Origin of the sequence: Brevibacillus centrosporus, from assembly GCF_003710815.1 — a bacterium.
In the GTDB taxonomy this organism is placed as follows: Bacteria; Bacillota; Bacilli; order Brevibacillales; family Brevibacillaceae; genus Brevibacillus; species Brevibacillus centrosporus.
In genome coordinates this window covers 61167-79380 of sequence record NZ_RHHP01000005.1, presented here as the reverse complement: position 1 = coordinate 79380, position 18214 = coordinate 61167, and the positions used below count along the sequence as shown (strand labels likewise).

Sequence of the window (18214 nt, the reverse complement as noted above, 5' to 3'; positions counted from 1 at the left end):
AAGTTCACTTCATCGTGATTTTTCGCAGCAGTAAAGTAACCCACTCGTCACTATGACGCTCTTTTTCCAGTCGATAGCCAGCTTCCTCGTAGGCGGATAACACATGGCTGCGATTCCAATCGACGATTCCGGAGAGAATGACCAAGCCGTCCGGCGCTATATGCTTGTCTACCACTGGCAGCATCGCAATATCCTCGTCTCCTCCGATATTGAGCAAAATAAGGTCTGAGCGCTCTGGAAGCTTCTCCGCTACTTCCGGCAAGAGCGCATCCCCAATCACGACCCGTACAGCCGAATCCGGCAAATGGTTGTTCGTTGCATTGACCAGCACCTGGTATTCGCTCTGCGGATTGATATCGACTGCGTAAACGGGTTGACGAGCTCCGCTTAGAACACAGTACAGGGAGAGAATCCCTGAGCCTGCCCCGATATCCAGCACGTTTTTTTCTGTCAAGGAAAGCTCCTGCAGGAATAGCAGACTGTCCTGCGTCGTTCCATGATAGCCCGTCCCGAAAGCAGCACCCGGATCGATCCAGAGCACATGCTCTGCCCCTTCCAAAGCCTGCGGGTCCGTCCACGTCGGAGCTACCCACCAGCTGCCTATCTTTACCTCGCGAAACTCCTCTTTCCAGGAATCGTTCTCTTCAGGAACCTGTTCTACTTCTTTTAGCGTGACATGGCCATTCCAGCGCTGTATGTAAGCTTGCAATCTCTCTACATGCGCCTCTTCCCCATCCTGCATGGGCTCGAACAAATAGCCGACTGCCGGTCCGTCCGTGTTTTCCGCATAGTCGTAGCCATTTTCCGTCGTCAGCACTTCAATCTGTGGCTCGATCCACCCGAGTGTATAGGGACTCCCCAAAACCTCTGCCACGAACGTATCTTCTGTTTCCCTCTCTACCAGCAAGGTGTATTTCAGCCACATATTTTCCATGATTGCTTTCTCCTTTCCTTGGTGCCATCCCTGCGTAGGCTCCATCTGCTAATGGCGAGGTTCCTACTCTACGTGGTATGATAGTAGAATGGACTATTTTTCCGTTGGGAGGCTTACCATGTTTGGCGAATTCTTTTATCGACGCCGCAAGAACAAAGGACTTCTCGTCACGATGATTGCCCTGATCGTTCTTGGGATCGGCATGTTCGTTATGGGATTCCTCTATATGTTTTCGTAATTTAGCCTATTCATTATACCCTATCAGGTTACAGACGATGTAGAGGAAGCAAGTTTTTACTAGGGTTGCTTTACTTCCCCTTGTTTACTCGATTATACTTGAGAATGTATTTTTCCTGTACGTTTGATATAGAAAGAAGGTTCACTCCATGTCGCGAATTCTCATCTCCGGGTATTACGGATTTAATAATGCCGGAGACGATGTGGTCCTGTACGGCATCATCAGCTCCCTCAAGAGGGAACAACCAAATATTTCCCTGGCGGTTTTGTCCAATCAGCCAGATCGCACAGCGGAACTGTTTGGGATTGAAGCGTATGACCGCTGGAGCTTCGGTACCATCGTCCGCGAGCTGATGCGAAGCGACATGCTGGTGATGGGCGGCGGTACGCTGATGCAAGACGTAACCAGCCCGCGCAGTGTCCTCTACTATTTGGGCATTGTCACGATCGCCAAGCTGCTGGGCAAACCTGTCGTCTTTTACGCGCAAGGTTTTGGTCCGATCCTAAAGCCACTCAGTCGTTCCATGATCAAACGAGTGGTCAACCGGGTAGACGTCATTACCGTGCGTGACTACGAGTCCGGCGAAGACTTCAAATCCTGTGGGGTAGTAAAAGCGCCCATTCATATAACAGCTGACCCAGCTCTGACGATCTCTCCGGAGGATATATCGGACGAGCGCGGCCTTGAGCTTTTGCAAGGCAAGTTTGCAGATCCCGCCAAGCCTCTGGTCGCCATCTCTGTTCGGAACTGGAAGCAGGAGCAGGCTTTCAAAAAGGTCATTGCCAGGGCCGCTGACTGGTTTCTTTTGCGCGGGTGGAACGTCTTGTTTTTACCGATGCATGTTCCCAGCGACCTTGCGCCTTCCCGTGAAATCATGGATCAGATGCAACAGCCTGGTGCCAGACTTCTTGATGAGCCAGTGACCTTCCATGACATCATGTCCGTCTTAAAGCAATGCGATTACGTGGTGGGCATGCGCCTGCATTCGTTGATTCTCGCTTGCATGCTGCGGACCCCTTTTATCGGAATCTCCTACGATCCGAAAATTGATCGGTTTGTCGAGCGCGCCGGTATGCCGAATGCAGGTCATATCACGAAGCTTGCGGAAAATAGCTTGCTTGCCCTCTTGGAAGAGCGTCTAGACCGCATGGATCAGGAAATTGGCGTGGTGACAGAGCACTCGCGCCTGCTCGAAATCGAAGCAGCCAAAAGCAGCGAATTGGTGCTGCAAGCTTTGCGAAAAAACACTGATTCGTAGAAGGGGCTTTGTCCAGCTTTTGGCGCAGGCGAAGCCTCACCTGCGCTTATACTACCTTCCTTGAGAAATTTCCATTTCTACAGGAATAGGATAAGGAGGACTAGCAAATGTCCGTTTCCTCTCAACTATTAATTGGCATGAATCGATTATTCCCTCTCCCCGTTCACCCGTTTAATCTGGCCAACAACGGAGAGATGAGCTATACCGAATGGCAGTTTCAAAAAGGGGACCAGACAATCCAGTTCTTCCTCCCCTTCCACTCCCAGGAGCAAATGTTCCGGGACAAAACAGTACTGGACATCGGCTGCGGCGGTGGTGGGAAAACCTGCTACTACGCCACATATGGTCCGAAAAAAATGATCGGCATCGATATCGTCCCTCACTATGCGGAGGAAGGAAATGCATTTGCCAAAGAAAAAGGGCTCGCAGACGTCGTTTCCTTCATGACAGGCGATGCTGCGCGAATGATCTTCGAGGATAACACCTTTGACACCATCATCATGAATGACGCGATGGAGCATGTGGGAGAGCCGGAGAAAACGTTGGAGGAATGCTTCCGGGTGCTGAAGCCAGGCGGTCATCTCTATATCAACTTCCCGCCTTACTACCATCCGTACGGAGCCCATCTTTCGGATGCGATCGGAATTCCATGGGTACACGCCCTCTTTTCCGAACAAGCATTGATTGATGCCTACAAAGAGCTCGTTCGCGATTTGCCAGACGGTTCTGACCGTATCTCTTTTCGCTTTGACAAACGTCCGGACGGCAGCGATACCATCTCCTATATCAACCGCATGACGATCAAGCGTTTTCGCCGGATCCAGCAAGGTGTCACGCAGCCTGCTGTCTACCAGAAGGAAATTCCTCTGCGCAGCCAGCTACAAGGTCTCGCACAGCTGCCTGGTTTCCGAGAATTCTTTGTCAAAATGGTCGTATGTGTCTATCAAAAGAGGTAATTCCATAAAGAAGCCCGGGTGATTGAAACTCACTCGGGCTTGATTTTACTTCGTTACATGCGTCCCCTTATACAAAACGGGTATGGCCGCCGCTATTAGAATGCTCCCCATAAAAGCGGGGGCGGCATGACCAAGTGATACATAGATTTGTCCTCCAATAATAGGTCCAGCTATTCTGGCTAAAGCCTGAATAGATTGGCTCCCTCCCTGAATCCTTCCTTGCTCACTTGAATCGACAGACTTGGATAGCATCCCATTGAATGAAGGCCCAAAGATCGAATCGCCAAAACCAAAGAGAAACATTCCTGCGATTATAAGCGGATAGAAGGAGCACAAAGCTGATGCTGCAATCAGAATGTAGCCGATCACCTCCGAAACCATTCCCAGAATGGCTATCTGTGCATCACTGCGTTTTTTCAAAAGCTTTGGCATAATGAAACCTTGTGAAATGATGTCTTGGACGCCCAAAATGGAAAATATAAGTCCAATGAGTGCAGGCGCCCAATGGAAAGTATCTATTGTCAATTGGGAGAAAACTGCCTGTAAAGATCCGTTGGGTACCCAAATTAAGAATGCGGAGACCAGCAGCCTTTTTACGTTTCTAACGGAAAGTACGTTGACAAGCTGTGTGAATGGATTCAGTCTGACAAAGGTAATCTTTTTCAGTCTACTCTTCTCGTCAAGGCTCTCCGACAAAAAGAAGAATCCAAAAACCACATTTATTAGGGTGATGATCGCACCAAAATACATAGGGGCAGCGTAACCAAACCTGGCAATCAAACCGCCTAGAGCTGGACCAATGGCGGAGCCTACACCTGCTGCCGCACTCATCCACCCAAAGTATTTGGTGCGCTGTTCTCTAGGGGTGATGTCTGCAAAGTATGCGAAGAGAGTGCTGATGCTCCCGCCTGCAATTCCTTCTATGATGCGACCAGCAAATAGTACCCATAGCGCACCTCCTAAGCCAAAAACGAAGTACCCGATTGCGGAGCCCAATAGACATAGTAAGAGCAAGGGACGACGACCAAATCTGTCGCTCAAAGCTCCAAGTCCAGGGGCCGCAAAAAACACGCAGATCGCGTAAACAGAGGTCAGCAGTGTAACAACGATCGCTTGATCTCCCGGATTGTTTATATAAGGCTGCACCAAGAATGGGCCGACGGGTGCTATGATACTGAAGCCAAGCCCGCAAAGAAACACAGACATCAGTCCGAATAGTAACGCCCTTTTATCTATGGCAGTTTCTGTGCTCTGTTCATGATGTGATCGAAATGTAGACACTTACATGCTCCTTTCAAGGTTGCGATTTTCCTTCCTCGGAAACAAAAACATCGTACTCCATTTTTCCTTCCTTGGCAACAAAATAATGCGAATAAAAAAAGACAGCCCGCTCTCCGTAGAGTTGGGCTGCCTGTGTTGTCCTTTTCATTCATCCATTATTCTGACCGAATATTTATACCCAGTTTCTTTATTTCCTCATCCAAATGCCTGCTATATCTTTCTATGAAGCTCAGCATACTGTCAAATTGTTCCTCGGTTACCTGCTCAAATACGGCTTTATCCCGCTCTTGAAACTCTTTGTGCAGGTCCTCATGGATTTTATAAATGACTTTTCCTTGCTCCGTTAGCCTAAAATAAATTTCTTTTTTATTCTCCGGCTTTTGGTAACTTTCGATCAAGCCTTTTTTTATGAGCTTCTGCGTTAATTTACTGATGGCACCGCTAGTCATATAAAGGGACTCCGCAAGCTTTGTCACGTTGGAGTCTACATTTCTTTCAATGTATTCGATGCAATGTACTTCAGAAGGCTTAAAGCCCTTCAGACTGTCTTCCATCTTACTCTTATTCAGCCAAACCATTTTGTTGAATAAGTCCCTGAACTCCATGATGACCAGCTCTTCTTTATTCATGGCTTGTCCTCCCACACGTTGGTACATGAGCAATATGTAAATTGCGTTCAAACGCTCATTCTTTACGGTATATCTTATTATAAGCAACCTGACCTAATAAACCAATCCTGCTTCCACCCCCTAACATTTGCATGCATGCTGCATCATGTTTAGAAACTTGGCTCTACCAAGCCTTTTGCACCCAAAGAGTACAGACCTCACCTTAGTTGCCCTTATCCTGGATAAGAATTCCTCAAATTCTTCCTGTATTAGAAAACTTGGCTGCGCCAAGCCTTATGGCGCAGTCTTAGTTGCACTTATACTGGATAAGAATCTTATAAATTCTTACTGTATAAAAAAAGGTGTCCCTCTATCACTCATCGACAGAAGGACGCCCTTTTTCATTTTACCCTTTATTGAATCTTGGACTGCGTCTGTTTTTTGCGAATGGCATTCATCAAGGTTCGCAGTTTATTGCCTCCAGGCAGCCATTCCAGCTCTTTTTCCTCAATCAGCGGGATGAGCAGCAGCAGACCCAGGTAGATGATCAGACCTACGCCGACTCCTGAAACGGTCTCCAACGCTCCCAGCAAGCGCACCTTTTCTTTGCCAGCAAGCAGCAGCTCAACAGCCTCTGTCGCTCCCCATGCCAGAAGCAGCATGAGATTGGCGACGAGAAGCGGATAGAGCGTATCAAATCGCCAGTTGATCGGCACCGTTACCAGACGGTTGATCGTCCGCATGTTGAGGATGCAGACAAATGCTGTCGCGCACAGCCAGGACAGAGAAAGACCGTCCATGCCCAACAGCGACGTAAAGACGAGAGTCGCAGCTACCTTCACCAACACACCGTAGAGCAAATGGCGTGCCGGGATTTTCTCTTTTCCAATCCCTTGCAAAATGCCGTTGGTCGCGAGAAGGAGGGACAATGGAATCGCACTGATTCCTAGAATAGCCATCGCTCGTGTGCCCTCCATATCACCGTAGAGAGCCAGGTTCGCGCCTTCTGCTACAGCGGTCAAGCCCAGTCCGGCTGGCAGTCCAATCAGCCACGCAAAGCGCAAAGACAGCTTGGTCAAGGTCGTGACACGTTCAGAGTCCTTTTGCCGTACTGCTTCAGCAATGGCGGGAACGATAGAAAGAGCAATCGAGGAGCCGAACAAGCTCGCCATCTGCAATAGAGGACCACCACGGCTATAGATTCCAAACCACGTATCTGCAGTGAGTCCATCCACGTTCCAAATATAACGGAAAATATTAATCGCAAGAAAAGAGTCGGTCAGAGAAAAGATCGGGATCACCAGGGCAGAGATACAGATCGGCCAGGCAATGCGCCACATGGATGCGAAGAAGGCACGATCGTACCACCAATCTACGCGCTTCCACTGAGCACCCGTGAATACTGAATCTTTGCGATTGTGCATCCACATCAGCATGGCCAAGAAACCGAGACTCAAAAACGTACTGATCATCGTACCGAAATTGACACCGGTAATCACTGTGTCGGTATCCTCACCCAGCGAAACGAGATAGAGCGAAGCGACCAGAATAAAGACGACACGCAAGGTCTGCTCGACGATCTGGGACAAGCCGACGTACAGCATCTTTTGATAGCCGTAAAAAAATCCGCGAATGACCGCAATCAGCGGGACGAACAGCAGGGATAAGGATATCGCACGGATCGGCTCGATCAAATGCGGATTTCCCATCATCTTTGCAATCAGAGGAGATGTCACATACAAAATCGCAAACAGAGCGACACCGATAGCTCCCATCATGACCATGCTCCGCGCCAGAATCTGTCCGACGGAGCCTTGCTTGCCCTCTGCCAATGCTTCCGCTATGACTCTGGACAAAGCGACAGGAACACCCGCAGTAGCCAGAATCAGAAAGGTCAGGTAGAGCGGATACACCTCTTGATAGAGTCCGAGACCGTTGTCCCCCACAATTTCCTGAAGTGGAATGCGGTAGAACATCCCGATCACTTTGGACAAAATCCCCGCCACGGCGAGAATTAACGCGCCTGCGAGAAAATGACTTTTTTTCAACATGGGAAACTCCTTTATAGGGGGGGATCCCCCGAATCGACATGAACCCACTCTCTATCCTACTATCATTTACCCTTTCCAGCAAACAGGTATAACGATGGAATTTGGCAGGAATACTGTTGAAACGTAGATTGATCGACTTCTTAGAATCGTCTGCCATGAATAGGAGGGGTAATCATGCCTGTTACCGGATTTTTGATCCGAAACGTTCAGTGGCCACTAATGGAACGACTGAAAGAGAATCGGACACGCCACTACTTGCGAGATTTGCAGAATGCGCAGGGCTTTTCTCAGGAGCAGCTGCTAGATCGACAAAGACAAAAGCTGGGACGCCTGCTGCAGCATGCTGTGCACAAAGTCCCGGCTTACGCGTCGCTTTCCTCTGAGTGGGACACGAGCCGCATTCCTCCTGAGCGTTTTTTACAGCGCATCCCCATCCTCAGCAAAACTCATTTCCGCCTGCATGCGGACGATTACGTAACGAAAGGCGTAAATTCCGCCCAGCTCATCGGAAACCGGACAGGCGGTTCAACCGGAGAGCCCACTCGCTTTTATCTGGACCGCATCGCCGTCGAGCACTACGAAGCGGCTCGCTGGCTTGGACTATCGTGGCACGGCATCCAGATCGGGGATCCTTCTGTGATGATCTGGGGATCCCCCTTGGAGCTGAACCAGCAGCAAGCCAAACGGTATCGCTGGAAGGAACGCTGGCTGAAAAACCGGCTGCTTCTCTCCGCCTACGAACTGGACGAACGCAGGCTGCAGACGCATTTGACGCTCATTCAACGCTTTCGGCCTGCTTATTTATACGGGTATGCCTCTGCTCTTCATATTCTTGCCGAAATGATGCTGAACCGAGGCTGGACGATTGGAATCCCACTAAAGGGCGTCGTTTCAACGGCAGAGAGCCTGCATGAGCATCAGCGAAAAGCAATAGCAGAAGCTTTTCAGGCTCCCATCATCAATGAATACGGAGCCCGTGATGGGGGGATCATCGCCTATCAGTGTCCTGCCGGCAGGATGCACGCCTTCAGTGAGAATTGCTTCCTGGAGGTCGTCGATCCCATCACCCATCTCCCCCTTTATCCAGGGGAATCCGGTGTCTTGCTCGTCACGGATCTGCACAATACGGTCATGCCTCGCCTGCGCTATCAGTTGGGCGATGTCGTCGCGCTTTCCCCAGAATTATGCTCTTGTGGCATCAGCTATCCACTCCTGAACACGATTGACGGAAGAGAAGACGACATGTTTATTTCGCAAAATGGGCAGTATGTCCATGGTCATTATTTCAACCACATCGTGCGCAATTTGGAAAGCTTTCGCACCTTTCAGCTCATCCAGCATGAGCCGCAAAGTCTGAGCCTGAAGCTGGTAAAAGAGCCCAGTCGCTTTCACACCGCTGACGAGGATCGCCTGCTGGCGGGCATTCGGATGGCACTGGGTGAAGTCAGTGTACAGGTAGCGTACGTCGACCAGATTCCACCGACCGGCTCAGGAAAATTTCGTTATGCCATACGTGAATGCCCGCTCAAGAGCGTCCAGCCGCTGGAGTAGAACGTCTGCGTACCTTTTGCAGCAGCTCTGAAACCAAAGGCTCTCGCAGGATCGCGAGCACAGCCAAATACAGCAGCGCTGCAGCCACAATCCCGAGCGGCAGATAGATCCACAGAGGCAACAGGGACAGCCACGGATCTGCCAGCACAATCGCTGCTCCCATTACCAGACAAGCGATCAGCGTCTTGGCGAGCGTTTTCAGGAAGCCGCTTTGCACAGGGACACCTACCGCCTTCCACAGCCAAATAAACAGCAAGACAGCTTGACTGAGGGCTGAAAGGGCATTGGCCAGGGCGATTCCACCGTGCCCCATCCAAGGAATCAAAAGCCAGTTGGCTGCTGCGTACACGCCGATCCCGATCGCTCCGATCAGCACGGGAGTACGCGTGTTTTCCAACGCATAAAACGCTCTTGTAAGCAAATCGCGTGCTGCCAGAAAATAAAGCCCGAGGCCATAGAACGGCAGCGCCCACGCTGTCAAAGCGACGGAGTACTCATCAAAAGCGCCACGTTGAAAAGCCAGGCGGACGATTGGCTCCGCGTACAAAGCCAGACCGACCGTCACCGGGATGAGCAGGATGAGCAGGTAGGCCAGCCCTTTTTGCAGGATTTGCTTCATCTCTTTCATCTCGCCGCGCTTCACGTGACTGGCGAGCAGCGGAAAGAGAGGCAGCGTGAACGCTCCTACGAATATCGCCATAGGCATTTGCACGATCTGGTTGGCGTTCGCAAGTGCAGAAATCACTCCTGTCCCCACTCCCTCTGCGAAACCGCGCTCCAGAAATGTCGTCGCTTGCGCCACCACAGCCCCGATCAAAATCGGGATGACACGCTCACCCATACCTTTTAGTGCCTCGTCATTTTTCCAGGCAAATGACAGGCGATGGTCGTAGCCGAAACGGCGCAAGGTTGGGATCATGGTCAGCATCGCTGCCAAGTAGCCCAAGGTAGTGGCAATCGCCAGGCCGTTCGGTCCGTAGATCGGCACGAGAACGTACATGCTAACAATGACGACAGCCCCGTTCGCCACTGTCCCGAGCGTCGGTGTAAAGAAATGCTGATGCGAATTGCAAATGCTCGACCAAAGCCCGGTCAAGCCGATAAAGATCGCGGATGGCCACATCCAACGCAGCATGTCAGCCGTCATTTCCAGCTTTTCACCCGACAAGCCGAACATGGCAGCCAGTTCCCTCGAGAATCCTACTCCCATTCCAGCCAACACGACGAATATGACCAGAATGACCGTCAGCATTTTGTGGTACAGCTCCGTTGTGCGCTGCTGCTTTTCCATCAGTCCGCGCATGGTCGGAATCAGGATGGCATTGACAGCTCCAGGCACGACCAAGAACAGCGTGAGTGGAATCGTCGCCGCAATATTAAAGGCATCCGACTCCATTCCCGTGCCGTACAAGCTGGATAGATAGATGCTGCGGAAAAAGCCGAGCAGCCTTCCTACCAGCGTCAATACGACGATCATCGAAGCGATTCGTAACAAACTCATGTACCTTATCTCCTATCTCTAGTAAACGACGAATGCTGTTAATACCTTGATATCATATCTTATTTCTATGGTTCCTACCAACCTCTTTCCTGCCTGGGTTGCGGCGAGATAGATGGATTCATTATAATAGACAGGTTAATCCTAAGCGTGTAGGAGGACTACAATCAAAATGAGAGAAACCGTGTTGAAGTGGGGAAGCCAATCAACTACGTGGTTGTATTTGCTTTTGGCCTATCCTGTCATTGATTATGTGTTGCGGAAAATTCTACCGATTCCTGTCGTTTCGTCTTTTTGGGATGAAGGTCTGCTCCTGATCCTTTTAGGCTTTACGTTCGTTGCCTATTTTCAGGGCAAAAGGACGATGCCCAAGATCAAGCACCTGTTGATCGCCTTTCTGGTCCTCGGCATCGCCTTGATGGTAACCGACATGGCCAACTGGGATGCGAGCGTGGAAGGTTTCCGTTCGGTCTATCAGTACATCATTGCCTTCCTGATGGGCTTTTACCTGCTGCAGTCGATGGAGCAGCTGGACAAGCTGATGAAGGGACTTGCCCTCGTCGGATTTTTGGCAGGTCTCGTCGGTGTCATGCAGGTAGTCCTGGGTGTACAGACTCCTGAATCCTGGGTACAGGAAGGAGAAGCGATCACGACTCGCGCTTTTTCCTTTGTGACAAGCCCCAACGTTCTGGGAAGCTACATGGCTCTGATTGCTCCTGTGGCTGCCGGACTTTTCCTGAAGGCACCATCCCGGAAAGAAAAGATTGTGTGGGCAGTCGTTACGTTGACTACACTGCTTGCGCTGCTTCTTACCGGATCTCGCGGCGCTTGGTTTGCTTTAGCGTTTTCGCTGTTCATATGCTGCTACATATGGAACAAGCGCATTGCAGGCTACCTCGTTCTCGCTGGAATCATCGGGGTCGTGGCTCTATTCTTTGTTCCTGAGTCAGTCCCACTCGTAGGTACGATCAAAAACCGGATTTTCACTCTGTTTACGGCTGACTATATGTCTTCCAGTCTGGAAGGCGGACGCCTCGGTCGCTGGGGTGAAGCTTATGACAAAATGCGTGTCGAGCCACTGTTTGGCGTTGGCCTCGGTCATCACGGCGGAGCGGTTGCTTCGCGTCATTTCGGAACCATTTACTCGGACAGCTACTTCTTCAAGAGCCTTGCTGAATTTGGCTTGATCGGGATTATCATGCTGATCGGCCTCGTCGCGCAAATGCTTCGTTACAGTATTAAAGTCATTCGCAGCCTGACAGAGTCGCCGTATTTCTTCGCCCTGTTGGGACTATTCGGTGGACTCTTTGCGGTCGCCCTGCACAATTTGGTGGAAAACATTTTTGAGGTGCCGTTCATGGCCCTTTACTTCTGGCTGTTTGGCGGCTTCTTCTGCGCTTTATTCGTCGACCAAACCCAAACAAAAAGGTGGTGAATCCCATGCGACGCAATCCTATTCTAACTACGGTCGGCTGGGCATTGTACGCCATTGCTCTGCTGCTCATTTACCACTTGCTCATCAAACCTGCATTTCTCGACCTGACGTGGATCGCTCTCTTGGTGTTTCTGCCACTTCTGGCCTTCTGCTATTACGTGGTCCATCCAAAGGAACGCAGGCAAGTTCTTGCCTTCACGATCGCTGTCTTGCTGCTTGACCGTGCGCTTACACGGGTCGATGTGAAAACAACGGCAGCTCTTTTGATAGGCGGAGCCATTGCAATCATCGTCATCGCGCTCCTCGCCAAATGGTATGGACGTCTGAACTGGAAAGCGGTTGGCTCCCTCGTGATCGTTGCCCTGCTCGCCAATGTGACCTTCAATCGGGACACGCTGGCTGCCCTGAGCCATTTCACGGTGAAATACGAATCCGATCGCCTCTACAACGGTCAATGGGTTGACTACTTCCCGATGGCTTTGTACGACGTGGATCACGACGGCAAGCAAGAGATTATTACTTATGGAAATGCTGAAGAGCTCCCTCTTCCGGAAGAGGCGGCGAAAAAGCCGGAGACCGAAGAAGAGAAAAAGGCACTGGCTGACAAGCTTCTGCACCTGCAGCCTGAACCGGTCTCGTTGTACGTCTTGACCTGGAGAGATGGCAAAATGGTTCGCATGCCAAATGACCAGATCCCTGCTGAGACCATGACGGTTCTGAAGCAACAGCTGCCTACAGACTACCCTGGCTTTCCGTACTATACGATGAAAGATGGTCAGCTCGTGCCAAACGTACAGCGCCAGCCTTACGCGGAAGCTATGCTGCAGGTAGGAACTGCTCCTTATCGCGCTTTCATGCTGGATATGGACAACATCGCCAATCAGCTGGAGGAAAACGACGGAAGCATGGACCTGCGCAGGCAGATGGGCAGCAAATACAAAGATTTGCACATCAAGGGCGGCATGCTGACAGGTACGTATGATGGCAAACCGTTTGGCGGAACGACCAAAGCGACAAAGCTCATGACAACCATGATGCTCCCGGATGGCAGCGAAGGCTTGGTCACGATGGGCGAGCACCTGAGCGTCCTGAAGGTAGAAGCAGATGGTACACTTACCGAAGCCTACACACTTACTCGTAAAGAAGCGGAGCTGGCTACGGGTGAATTCATCCCGGCAGATATCGACCATGACAAAGTAGACGAGCTTTTGATCGCAGGAAAGCCGTCCTACATCCTGAAGCCGAAAGCAGATGGCACCTGGGAGATTTTGTGGGCAAGCGCTGAAAACGACAAGAGCTTCCGCTTCTCCAACTTCGCCTCTGTCGGAGCTGGACAGCCGGAAATTATCGCCAAGGCCAAAAGCTGGGTAAGTACGACAGACAGCCGCTATTTGAGCGGATACAACTATACCCCAGATGGGCTGGAAGAAAACTGGCGGATTTACCTGCCGCTGATCAACGTCCAAGTCGGTGACGTCGATGGCGACAAGCAAAACGAAATCGTCGCCACCATTTACAACACACATCGCGTGCTCGTATTCAAACCACACAACGTCCCAGTGCTCACACTCACGATTATTCTGTTTATCGGGCTATTGGGTTACGGCGTAGTAAGGAGGGTTCGCCATGCGTAAGCTTACGAAGGCATCGGCATTGCTCGCTGGCATCTGCGCGGCTGCCCTGCTCGGCGGTTGCACCTATGAGTCTGGTCCAAAATCGTTCGCTTCCACCAATTTTGGGACTACACCGGAGCAGACGACAACGGCGCAGACGGAATCCGGAGCGGACTGGCTGAAAACCGCTTTGGAAAAAGCGAAAACAGACCCGGAAGCTCAATCCTACTGGTATAAAGGACATGTAAAAAACATGATCCTCTCCCGTTCCACGACCAGCATGTTCAACGGAGCCGTCGTCAACGGCAAAGGCTACAACGTAGATGCCCGCATCGCGGCACAGCCATACCAGTACTACCGCATCGACGACAAGCGCTACATCCGCGCCAACGATTACTGGCTGACGGCAAATGAAGATCCACTTGCGTTTGACGTATTGGCTGGCTTTGACGACTGGCTGCCTTTCATGGACAAAGCCGTTCAGCTGCCAGATGATAAAGTATACGGAACCGTATGCGTTCCTTTCCAGCTCAAAATGACGGGTGCCGATTGGCTGAAAACCAGCCAAAGCGCTCTTCTGGATCCGCTGAAGCAGAAGCTGGGCAATCGACCTGATCTGGACTACATTTTGAATGAATCCACGATCAAAACAACGTTCTGGATCGGCAAGGACGACCGTCTGATTCACCAGTACGAAACATGGATCATCCTCCCGCTGCCGGAAGCCGGGACAATGGATCAACAGGTGCTGTTCCAGCTCTACAAATACAACGATCCGGGTATTCATATCAAGGATCCGTCGGAAGTCGAAAAGTACCTGCTTTACTAATCTAGTCTGCAACATGAGATGCAAAAAGAGCTGACGCGGCAAAGGCGATCAGCTCTTTTTTTTGCTTACGATTGGACTTCTTCTGTGTGCTGTGACCGCCAGAGTGTCAAGCTATACCCACAGGCAACAAGCGAGAGGACACCCATGACCATGTACAAGGCCGCTCCTCCCCATTGCTGAAACACCCATCCCCCAGCGATCGATCCGATAATGCCGGAGATTCCGAAGAATAGGACAGCCAGTATCGTTTGTCCGGTTGCTTTCCACTCCTCAGGAATGATCCGATACAAGTACTGAATGGTCGCCGTATAGAAGATGACAAAGGTTACGCCTTGGGTCAGCTGCAAATACACGACCCACTCGGCAGACGGCGCCATCGCACACAAAGCGTAACGGATCGTGTACAAAGCGGTTGCCCACGTAATCAGCTTGATCTCGCTCCACTTTTGCAGGATACGTGCACTGAGGGCGAAAAATAGCACCTCGCTGATGGCCGCAAAAAACCACGCCTGTCCCACATCGCCCGTGCTCCCGCCGAGACTTTGGACGAAAACGCCGAGAAAGCTGTCATTGGTGCGATGCGGTGTCGCCGCGATCAGCACCAGCAAAAAGAATTGCAGGGTCTTGGGATAGAAGAAAAATTGCTTGAGCTCCTGCCTGGACAGCTTCTTGCTACTGGAGGGTGCATCAGAGACGACAAGCGCAAACACAAACGCGAGCAGTCCATAGCCCAAAAAGAGCCAGCTAAGACGATCCATCCCCAGCTGATCCACCGTCCACCCGATGATCAAGGACGCTGTGGCATATCCGATCGCGCCGAACGTCCGAATCGATCCGAAGCTGATCTGATGCTGCTGCGCCACTCGGTAATTGAGGCTTTCCGTCAACGGGTCCGTAGGCAGCAGGAAGAAGTACATCGCGCCAACTAACAGAAACAAAAGGGAAAAATGGTTCGTGGTAAACAACGTCATGCCTACCAGTATGGATGCTCCCAGTGTGAGGAGGATAATGCGCTTGATTGTCTTGTACTTGTCACTCACCAACCCCCAGAAGGGCTGGGAGAGAATGCCGATGAACGAGCCAAAGCCAACCATCATCCCGATTTCCCCTGGGGTAACGCCGCGGAACGTCAAGTACACGGGCACAAATGAGATGAAGATGGACAGAAGAGAAAAATAAAAAAAGTTATAAGCGCGCAAGCTTTGAATGCCCAGCTTCACTGTATTCAGTCTCCATTTCCGACGAAAATCCCCGTAACCTGTGGCTACGGGGTATGTGATTTCCTCTTTCTACTCCACCAGATCCGTCATGAGCTCAGCCAGCTGTCTCGCCTGCTCGCGGCGTTCGTACGGCTTGACTCTGCTTGCGAAGTCGGCTCCGCGCTCCGCCTGGCTCCGAATCCCCTGAGCTTTCCAATCCTTGTACAGCTGCAGGTAAGCCTCTTTGATCGCATCCTTTTCCTCAGGGTCTGCAACCTGGCCCAATTGGAACTTCTCAATGATTTCTGTCGCTTCCCCAGCCTTGTTCAGAGCGAGAATCGGATTTCCGATCCCCATGTACTCATAGAGCTTACCCGGGATGTACGCACCTGCGTCAGCAGAAACATCGCCAATCAGCAGCAGGGCGTCTGCTCCTTTCATCAATCCGAGGGCATCCTTGTGCGGCAGGTTGCCCAATACACGGACAATGCTTCCCAAGTTTAGCTTCTCTACGCAGTCGCGATTTTCGGAATAGCCCGGATAGTCAAACACACCTGCAAAGCTGAGCAGCAGGTCATTTTGATCGACTTCTCCTGCGTCAATCAGCTCGCGAATGGCTTGCAACAGCAGCCGTGGATTGCGTTTTTGATACAGAATTCCAGCGTATACGGCGTGGAATTTGCCTGGTGCTTCATGGCTCGGCGCAAGGCCTTCGAAGTCAGCCTGATCAAATCCGTTGTAAATGAGCTCAAGGCGCTTGATGCGCTCCTGATGCTTGTCTTGAAAATTTTTCGCAAACGTCGCTGTCACCGTCGTGATCGCATCCGCTTCCAGCATGACATCGGCTTCCATCCGCTCTTCCATCTGCTCGCGCCATGCGATCCCCGATGTGTGCATGTTTTGAGTCCACGGATCTCGGAAATCGGCTACCCATTTGCAATCAAACTGTCGCGCCAGGTTGCGGGCGACCAAGTGGTTCGTAACAGGTCCCGATGTGGAGAAAATCACGTCGATCTTCTCACGCTTCATGATTTCGCGCCCAAGCTTCACAGCGTTCGGCAGCCACAATATTTGATCGTCCGGAATCAGCAAGTACGGCTTGGCTTTCTTCAGAACGTTGATCACCTGTTTTTTCAGCGCGGCCTTGGCAGAAGGCTTCGACACTGGTACTCCTTCTGAAGCCGGCTTCGCTGGTACTGCCGCTGCTCCCCGATTTGGCAGCAGCTTCCACTCCTTTGCCCGATGAATGGTCACTTCAGCTGGAAGCTGTGCTAAAAGAGATGGATCCAGCGTGGCATGATAGGCAGGCTCCACTGTCAGCACATGAACTCTCCAGCCAAACTCCCCCAAATATTTGGCCATTTTCAGAGGTCTTGGCACACCACCACCTCCGATGGGAGGAAAGATGTAGCAGATGATCAACACGTTGCGCTTATTCATTTCTGTAACCGTCCTTGTCCTTTTCATTTTCCTGAATACACGATACCATAAGTCCTGGCTTATTGCGAATCTATCAGGCATCTGCTATAGTGAAAATGGCTTTTTATTACGATTCGGGTGAATTTAGATGAGCAAATTACGAGTCCTCCACGTGATTGGCGGGGGGGAGTTTGGCGGAGCGGAACAGCATATCCTAAATCTGGTCTCCACGTTTTCCGTCGAGGAAGTGGAGGTAGCAGTCGTTTGCTTTTATGACTCCCTCTTTGCCAGCAAGCTGAGACAAGCGGGGATCACTGTCTTTACGCTGAATCAGTTCGGGCGCTTTGACTTACGACTGCTCCGGGCTTTGCGGAATACGTTCCACGCCTTTCAACCAGCAATCATACATACACATGGTGTCAAAGCGAACTTCTTTTCCAGACTGGCCGCCCGCGGACTGAGAGTCCCGATGCTGACGACCGTCCACAGCTCGCTGCGCTACGATTATTCCAGCCCTCTCGCCTATGCGATCGTCAATCTGATGGAGCGGAGTACCCGGCAGTGGAATCAGCACTACATCGCGATCAGCGAAGCTTTGGCGAGCATCTTGCGCGAGCAGGGCGTCGCTTCTCGTGATATCAGCGTCATCTACAATGGAATGGATTTGTCTCCCTATCGCCAACATCAGTTGCGCGAAGAGGATCGTACTCGTTTGCGAACGGAGTGGGAGCTTCCCCAGGATGCTTTTGTCTTTGCCACAGTCGCACGCTTCGTCCCGGTGAAAGGACTGCCTGTCCTCGTCGATGCCTTTTCCAAGTTTGCGGCCAATACCGCCAGCAGTCCCTACCTCGTGCTCGTAGGAGACGGTCCTGAACGGGAGGGCCTGGAAGCGCAGGTACGCAAGCTCGGTCTGGAAGCACGCGTCCGCTTTGCCGGCTTTCGCCAAGACATTCCTGCATGCCTGCACGCTTGTGATGCCTTCGTACACTCCTCGTTTTACGAAGGTCTCGGCTACACCATCATCGAAGCGATGGCCTCGGAGGTTCCTGTCATTGCCAGCAATGTCGGCGGAGTAAAAGAATTTGTCTTCCACGAGGACACCGGGTTGGTCGTCGAGCCTGGAGATCCATCTGCCTTGTCAGGCGCCATGGAAAAGCTGCTGAACTCGCCAGAGCTGTCAGATGCGATGGTCCAGCGGGCTTTATCGCGGGTCGAACGCTCCTTTACGATCGAAAAAATGACGGAGCAGATCGTGAGTCTCTACCGGAAAATGCTCCACTAAAAAGCACGACGTGTCGTCTTTCAAACGCCGTCGTGCTTTTTCTTTGCGTAAGGTTTTTCGTA

General features: G+C 51.3%; 14 protein-coding genes. 7 read left to right on the top strand and 7 right to left on the bottom strand.

Annotated features, from left to right (window positions below; translation table 11 throughout):
* Nucleotides 1-4: 4 nt before the first annotated feature.
* Complete coding sequence (locus EDM55_RS06700) at nt 5-934, bottom strand: 50S ribosomal protein L11 methyltransferase (RefSeq protein WP_092274252.1); 930 nt, start codon at nt 932-934, stop codon at nt 5-7.
* Nucleotides 935-1320: 386 nt separating this feature from the next.
* Here EDM55_RS06700 and csaB point away from each other — a divergent pair, with 386 nt between their 5' ends.
* Nucleotides 1321-2430, top strand: a complete 1110-nt coding sequence (csaB, locus tag EDM55_RS06695) for a polysaccharide pyruvyl transferase CsaB (RefSeq protein ID WP_092274255.1) — start codon at nt 1321-1323, stop codon at nt 2428-2430.
* Between the two features lie 107 nt (nt 2431-2537).
* Nucleotides 2538-3386, top strand: coding sequence for a class I SAM-dependent methyltransferase (locus EDM55_RS06690; RefSeq protein WP_092274258.1), 849 nt, complete (start codon nt 2538-2540; stop codon nt 3384-3386).
* Nucleotides 3387-3431: 45 nt separating this feature from the next.
* Here the strand turns inward: EDM55_RS06690 and EDM55_RS06685 are convergent, their stop codons facing one another.
* From EDM55_RS06685 to EDM55_RS06675, 3 genes are all read right to left on the bottom strand, one after another.
* A complete protein-coding gene (locus tag EDM55_RS06685; protein WP_122959908.1) occupies nt 3432-4667 on the bottom strand; it encodes an MFS transporter in 1236 nt (411 codons plus the stop codon).
* A gap of 155 nt (nt 4668-4822) precedes the next feature.
* The gene (locus tag EDM55_RS06680; RefSeq protein ID WP_092274264.1) at nt 4823-5296 is read right to left on the bottom strand and encodes a MarR family transcriptional regulator; all 474 of its coding nucleotides are present in this window, start codon (nt 5294-5296) and stop codon (nt 4823-4825) included.
* Nucleotides 5297-5688: 392 nt separating this feature from the next.
* Nucleotides 5689-7326 carry a putative polysaccharide biosynthesis protein gene (locus EDM55_RS06675; protein ID WP_122959907.1) on the bottom strand — a complete coding sequence of 546 codons (1638 nt, stop codon included), beginning with the start codon at nt 7324-7326 and terminating at the stop codon, nt 5689-5691.
* 174 nt (nt 7327-7500) lie between these two features.
* Between EDM55_RS06675 and EDM55_RS06670 the strand changes: the two genes are divergently transcribed.
* Nucleotides 7501-8877, top strand: coding sequence for a phenylacetate--CoA ligase family protein (locus tag EDM55_RS06670; RefSeq protein ID WP_092274270.1), 1377 nt, complete (start codon nt 7501-7503; stop codon nt 8875-8877).
* Here EDM55_RS06670 and murJ read toward each other — a convergent pair.
* The gene (murJ, locus tag EDM55_RS06665; protein ID WP_092274273.1) at nt 8852-10378 is read right to left on the bottom strand and encodes a murein biosynthesis integral membrane protein MurJ; all 1527 of its coding nucleotides are present in this window, start codon (nt 10376-10378) and stop codon (nt 8852-8854) included. The two genes, EDM55_RS06670 and murJ, sit on opposite strands and share 26 nt — an antisense overlap.
* A gap of 169 nt (nt 10379-10547) precedes the next feature.
* Between murJ and EDM55_RS06660 the strand changes: the two genes are divergently transcribed.
* The 3 genes from EDM55_RS06660 to EDM55_RS06650 are packed head-to-tail and all read left to right on the top strand — an operon-like array spanning nt 10548 to nt 14252.
* Nucleotides 10548-11810: an O-antigen ligase family protein gene (locus tag EDM55_RS06660; RefSeq protein ID WP_092274276.1), complete on the top strand. Its 1263-nt coding sequence runs from the start codon at nt 10548-10550 to the stop codon at nt 11808-11810.
* Between the two features lie 5 nt (nt 11811-11815).
* Nucleotides 11816-13444, top strand: a complete 1629-nt coding sequence (locus EDM55_RS06655; RefSeq protein ID WP_122959906.1) for a hypothetical protein — start codon at nt 11816-11818, stop codon at nt 13442-13444.
* Nucleotides 13437-14252 carry a hypothetical protein gene (locus tag EDM55_RS06650; RefSeq protein WP_092274282.1) on the top strand — a complete coding sequence of 272 codons (816 nt, stop codon included), beginning with the start codon at nt 13437-13439 and terminating at the stop codon, nt 14250-14252. The genes EDM55_RS06655 and EDM55_RS06650 overlap by 8 nt, the downstream gene beginning before the upstream one ends.
* A 65-nt stretch (nt 14253-14317) precedes the next feature.
* Here EDM55_RS06650 and EDM55_RS06645 read toward each other — a convergent pair whose 3' ends face one another.
* On the bottom strand, nt 14318-15472 hold the full coding sequence (locus tag EDM55_RS06645) for an MFS transporter (protein ID WP_122959905.1): 1155 nt from the start codon (nt 15470-15472) through the stop codon (nt 14318-14320).
* A 69-nt stretch (nt 15473-15541) separates the two neighbouring features.
* Nucleotides 15542-16891 carry a glycosyltransferase family 4 protein gene (locus tag EDM55_RS06640; protein ID WP_122959904.1) on the bottom strand — a complete coding sequence of 450 codons (1350 nt, stop codon included), beginning with the start codon at nt 16889-16891 and terminating at the stop codon, nt 15542-15544.
* Between the two features lie 127 nt (nt 16892-17018).
* Here EDM55_RS06640 and EDM55_RS06635 point away from each other — a divergent pair, with 127 nt between their 5' ends.
* On the top strand, nt 17019-18152 hold the full coding sequence (locus EDM55_RS06635) for a glycosyltransferase (protein WP_092274290.1): 1134 nt from the start codon (nt 17019-17021) through the stop codon (nt 18150-18152).
* The last annotated feature ends 62 nt before the right edge of the window (nt 18153-18214 follow it).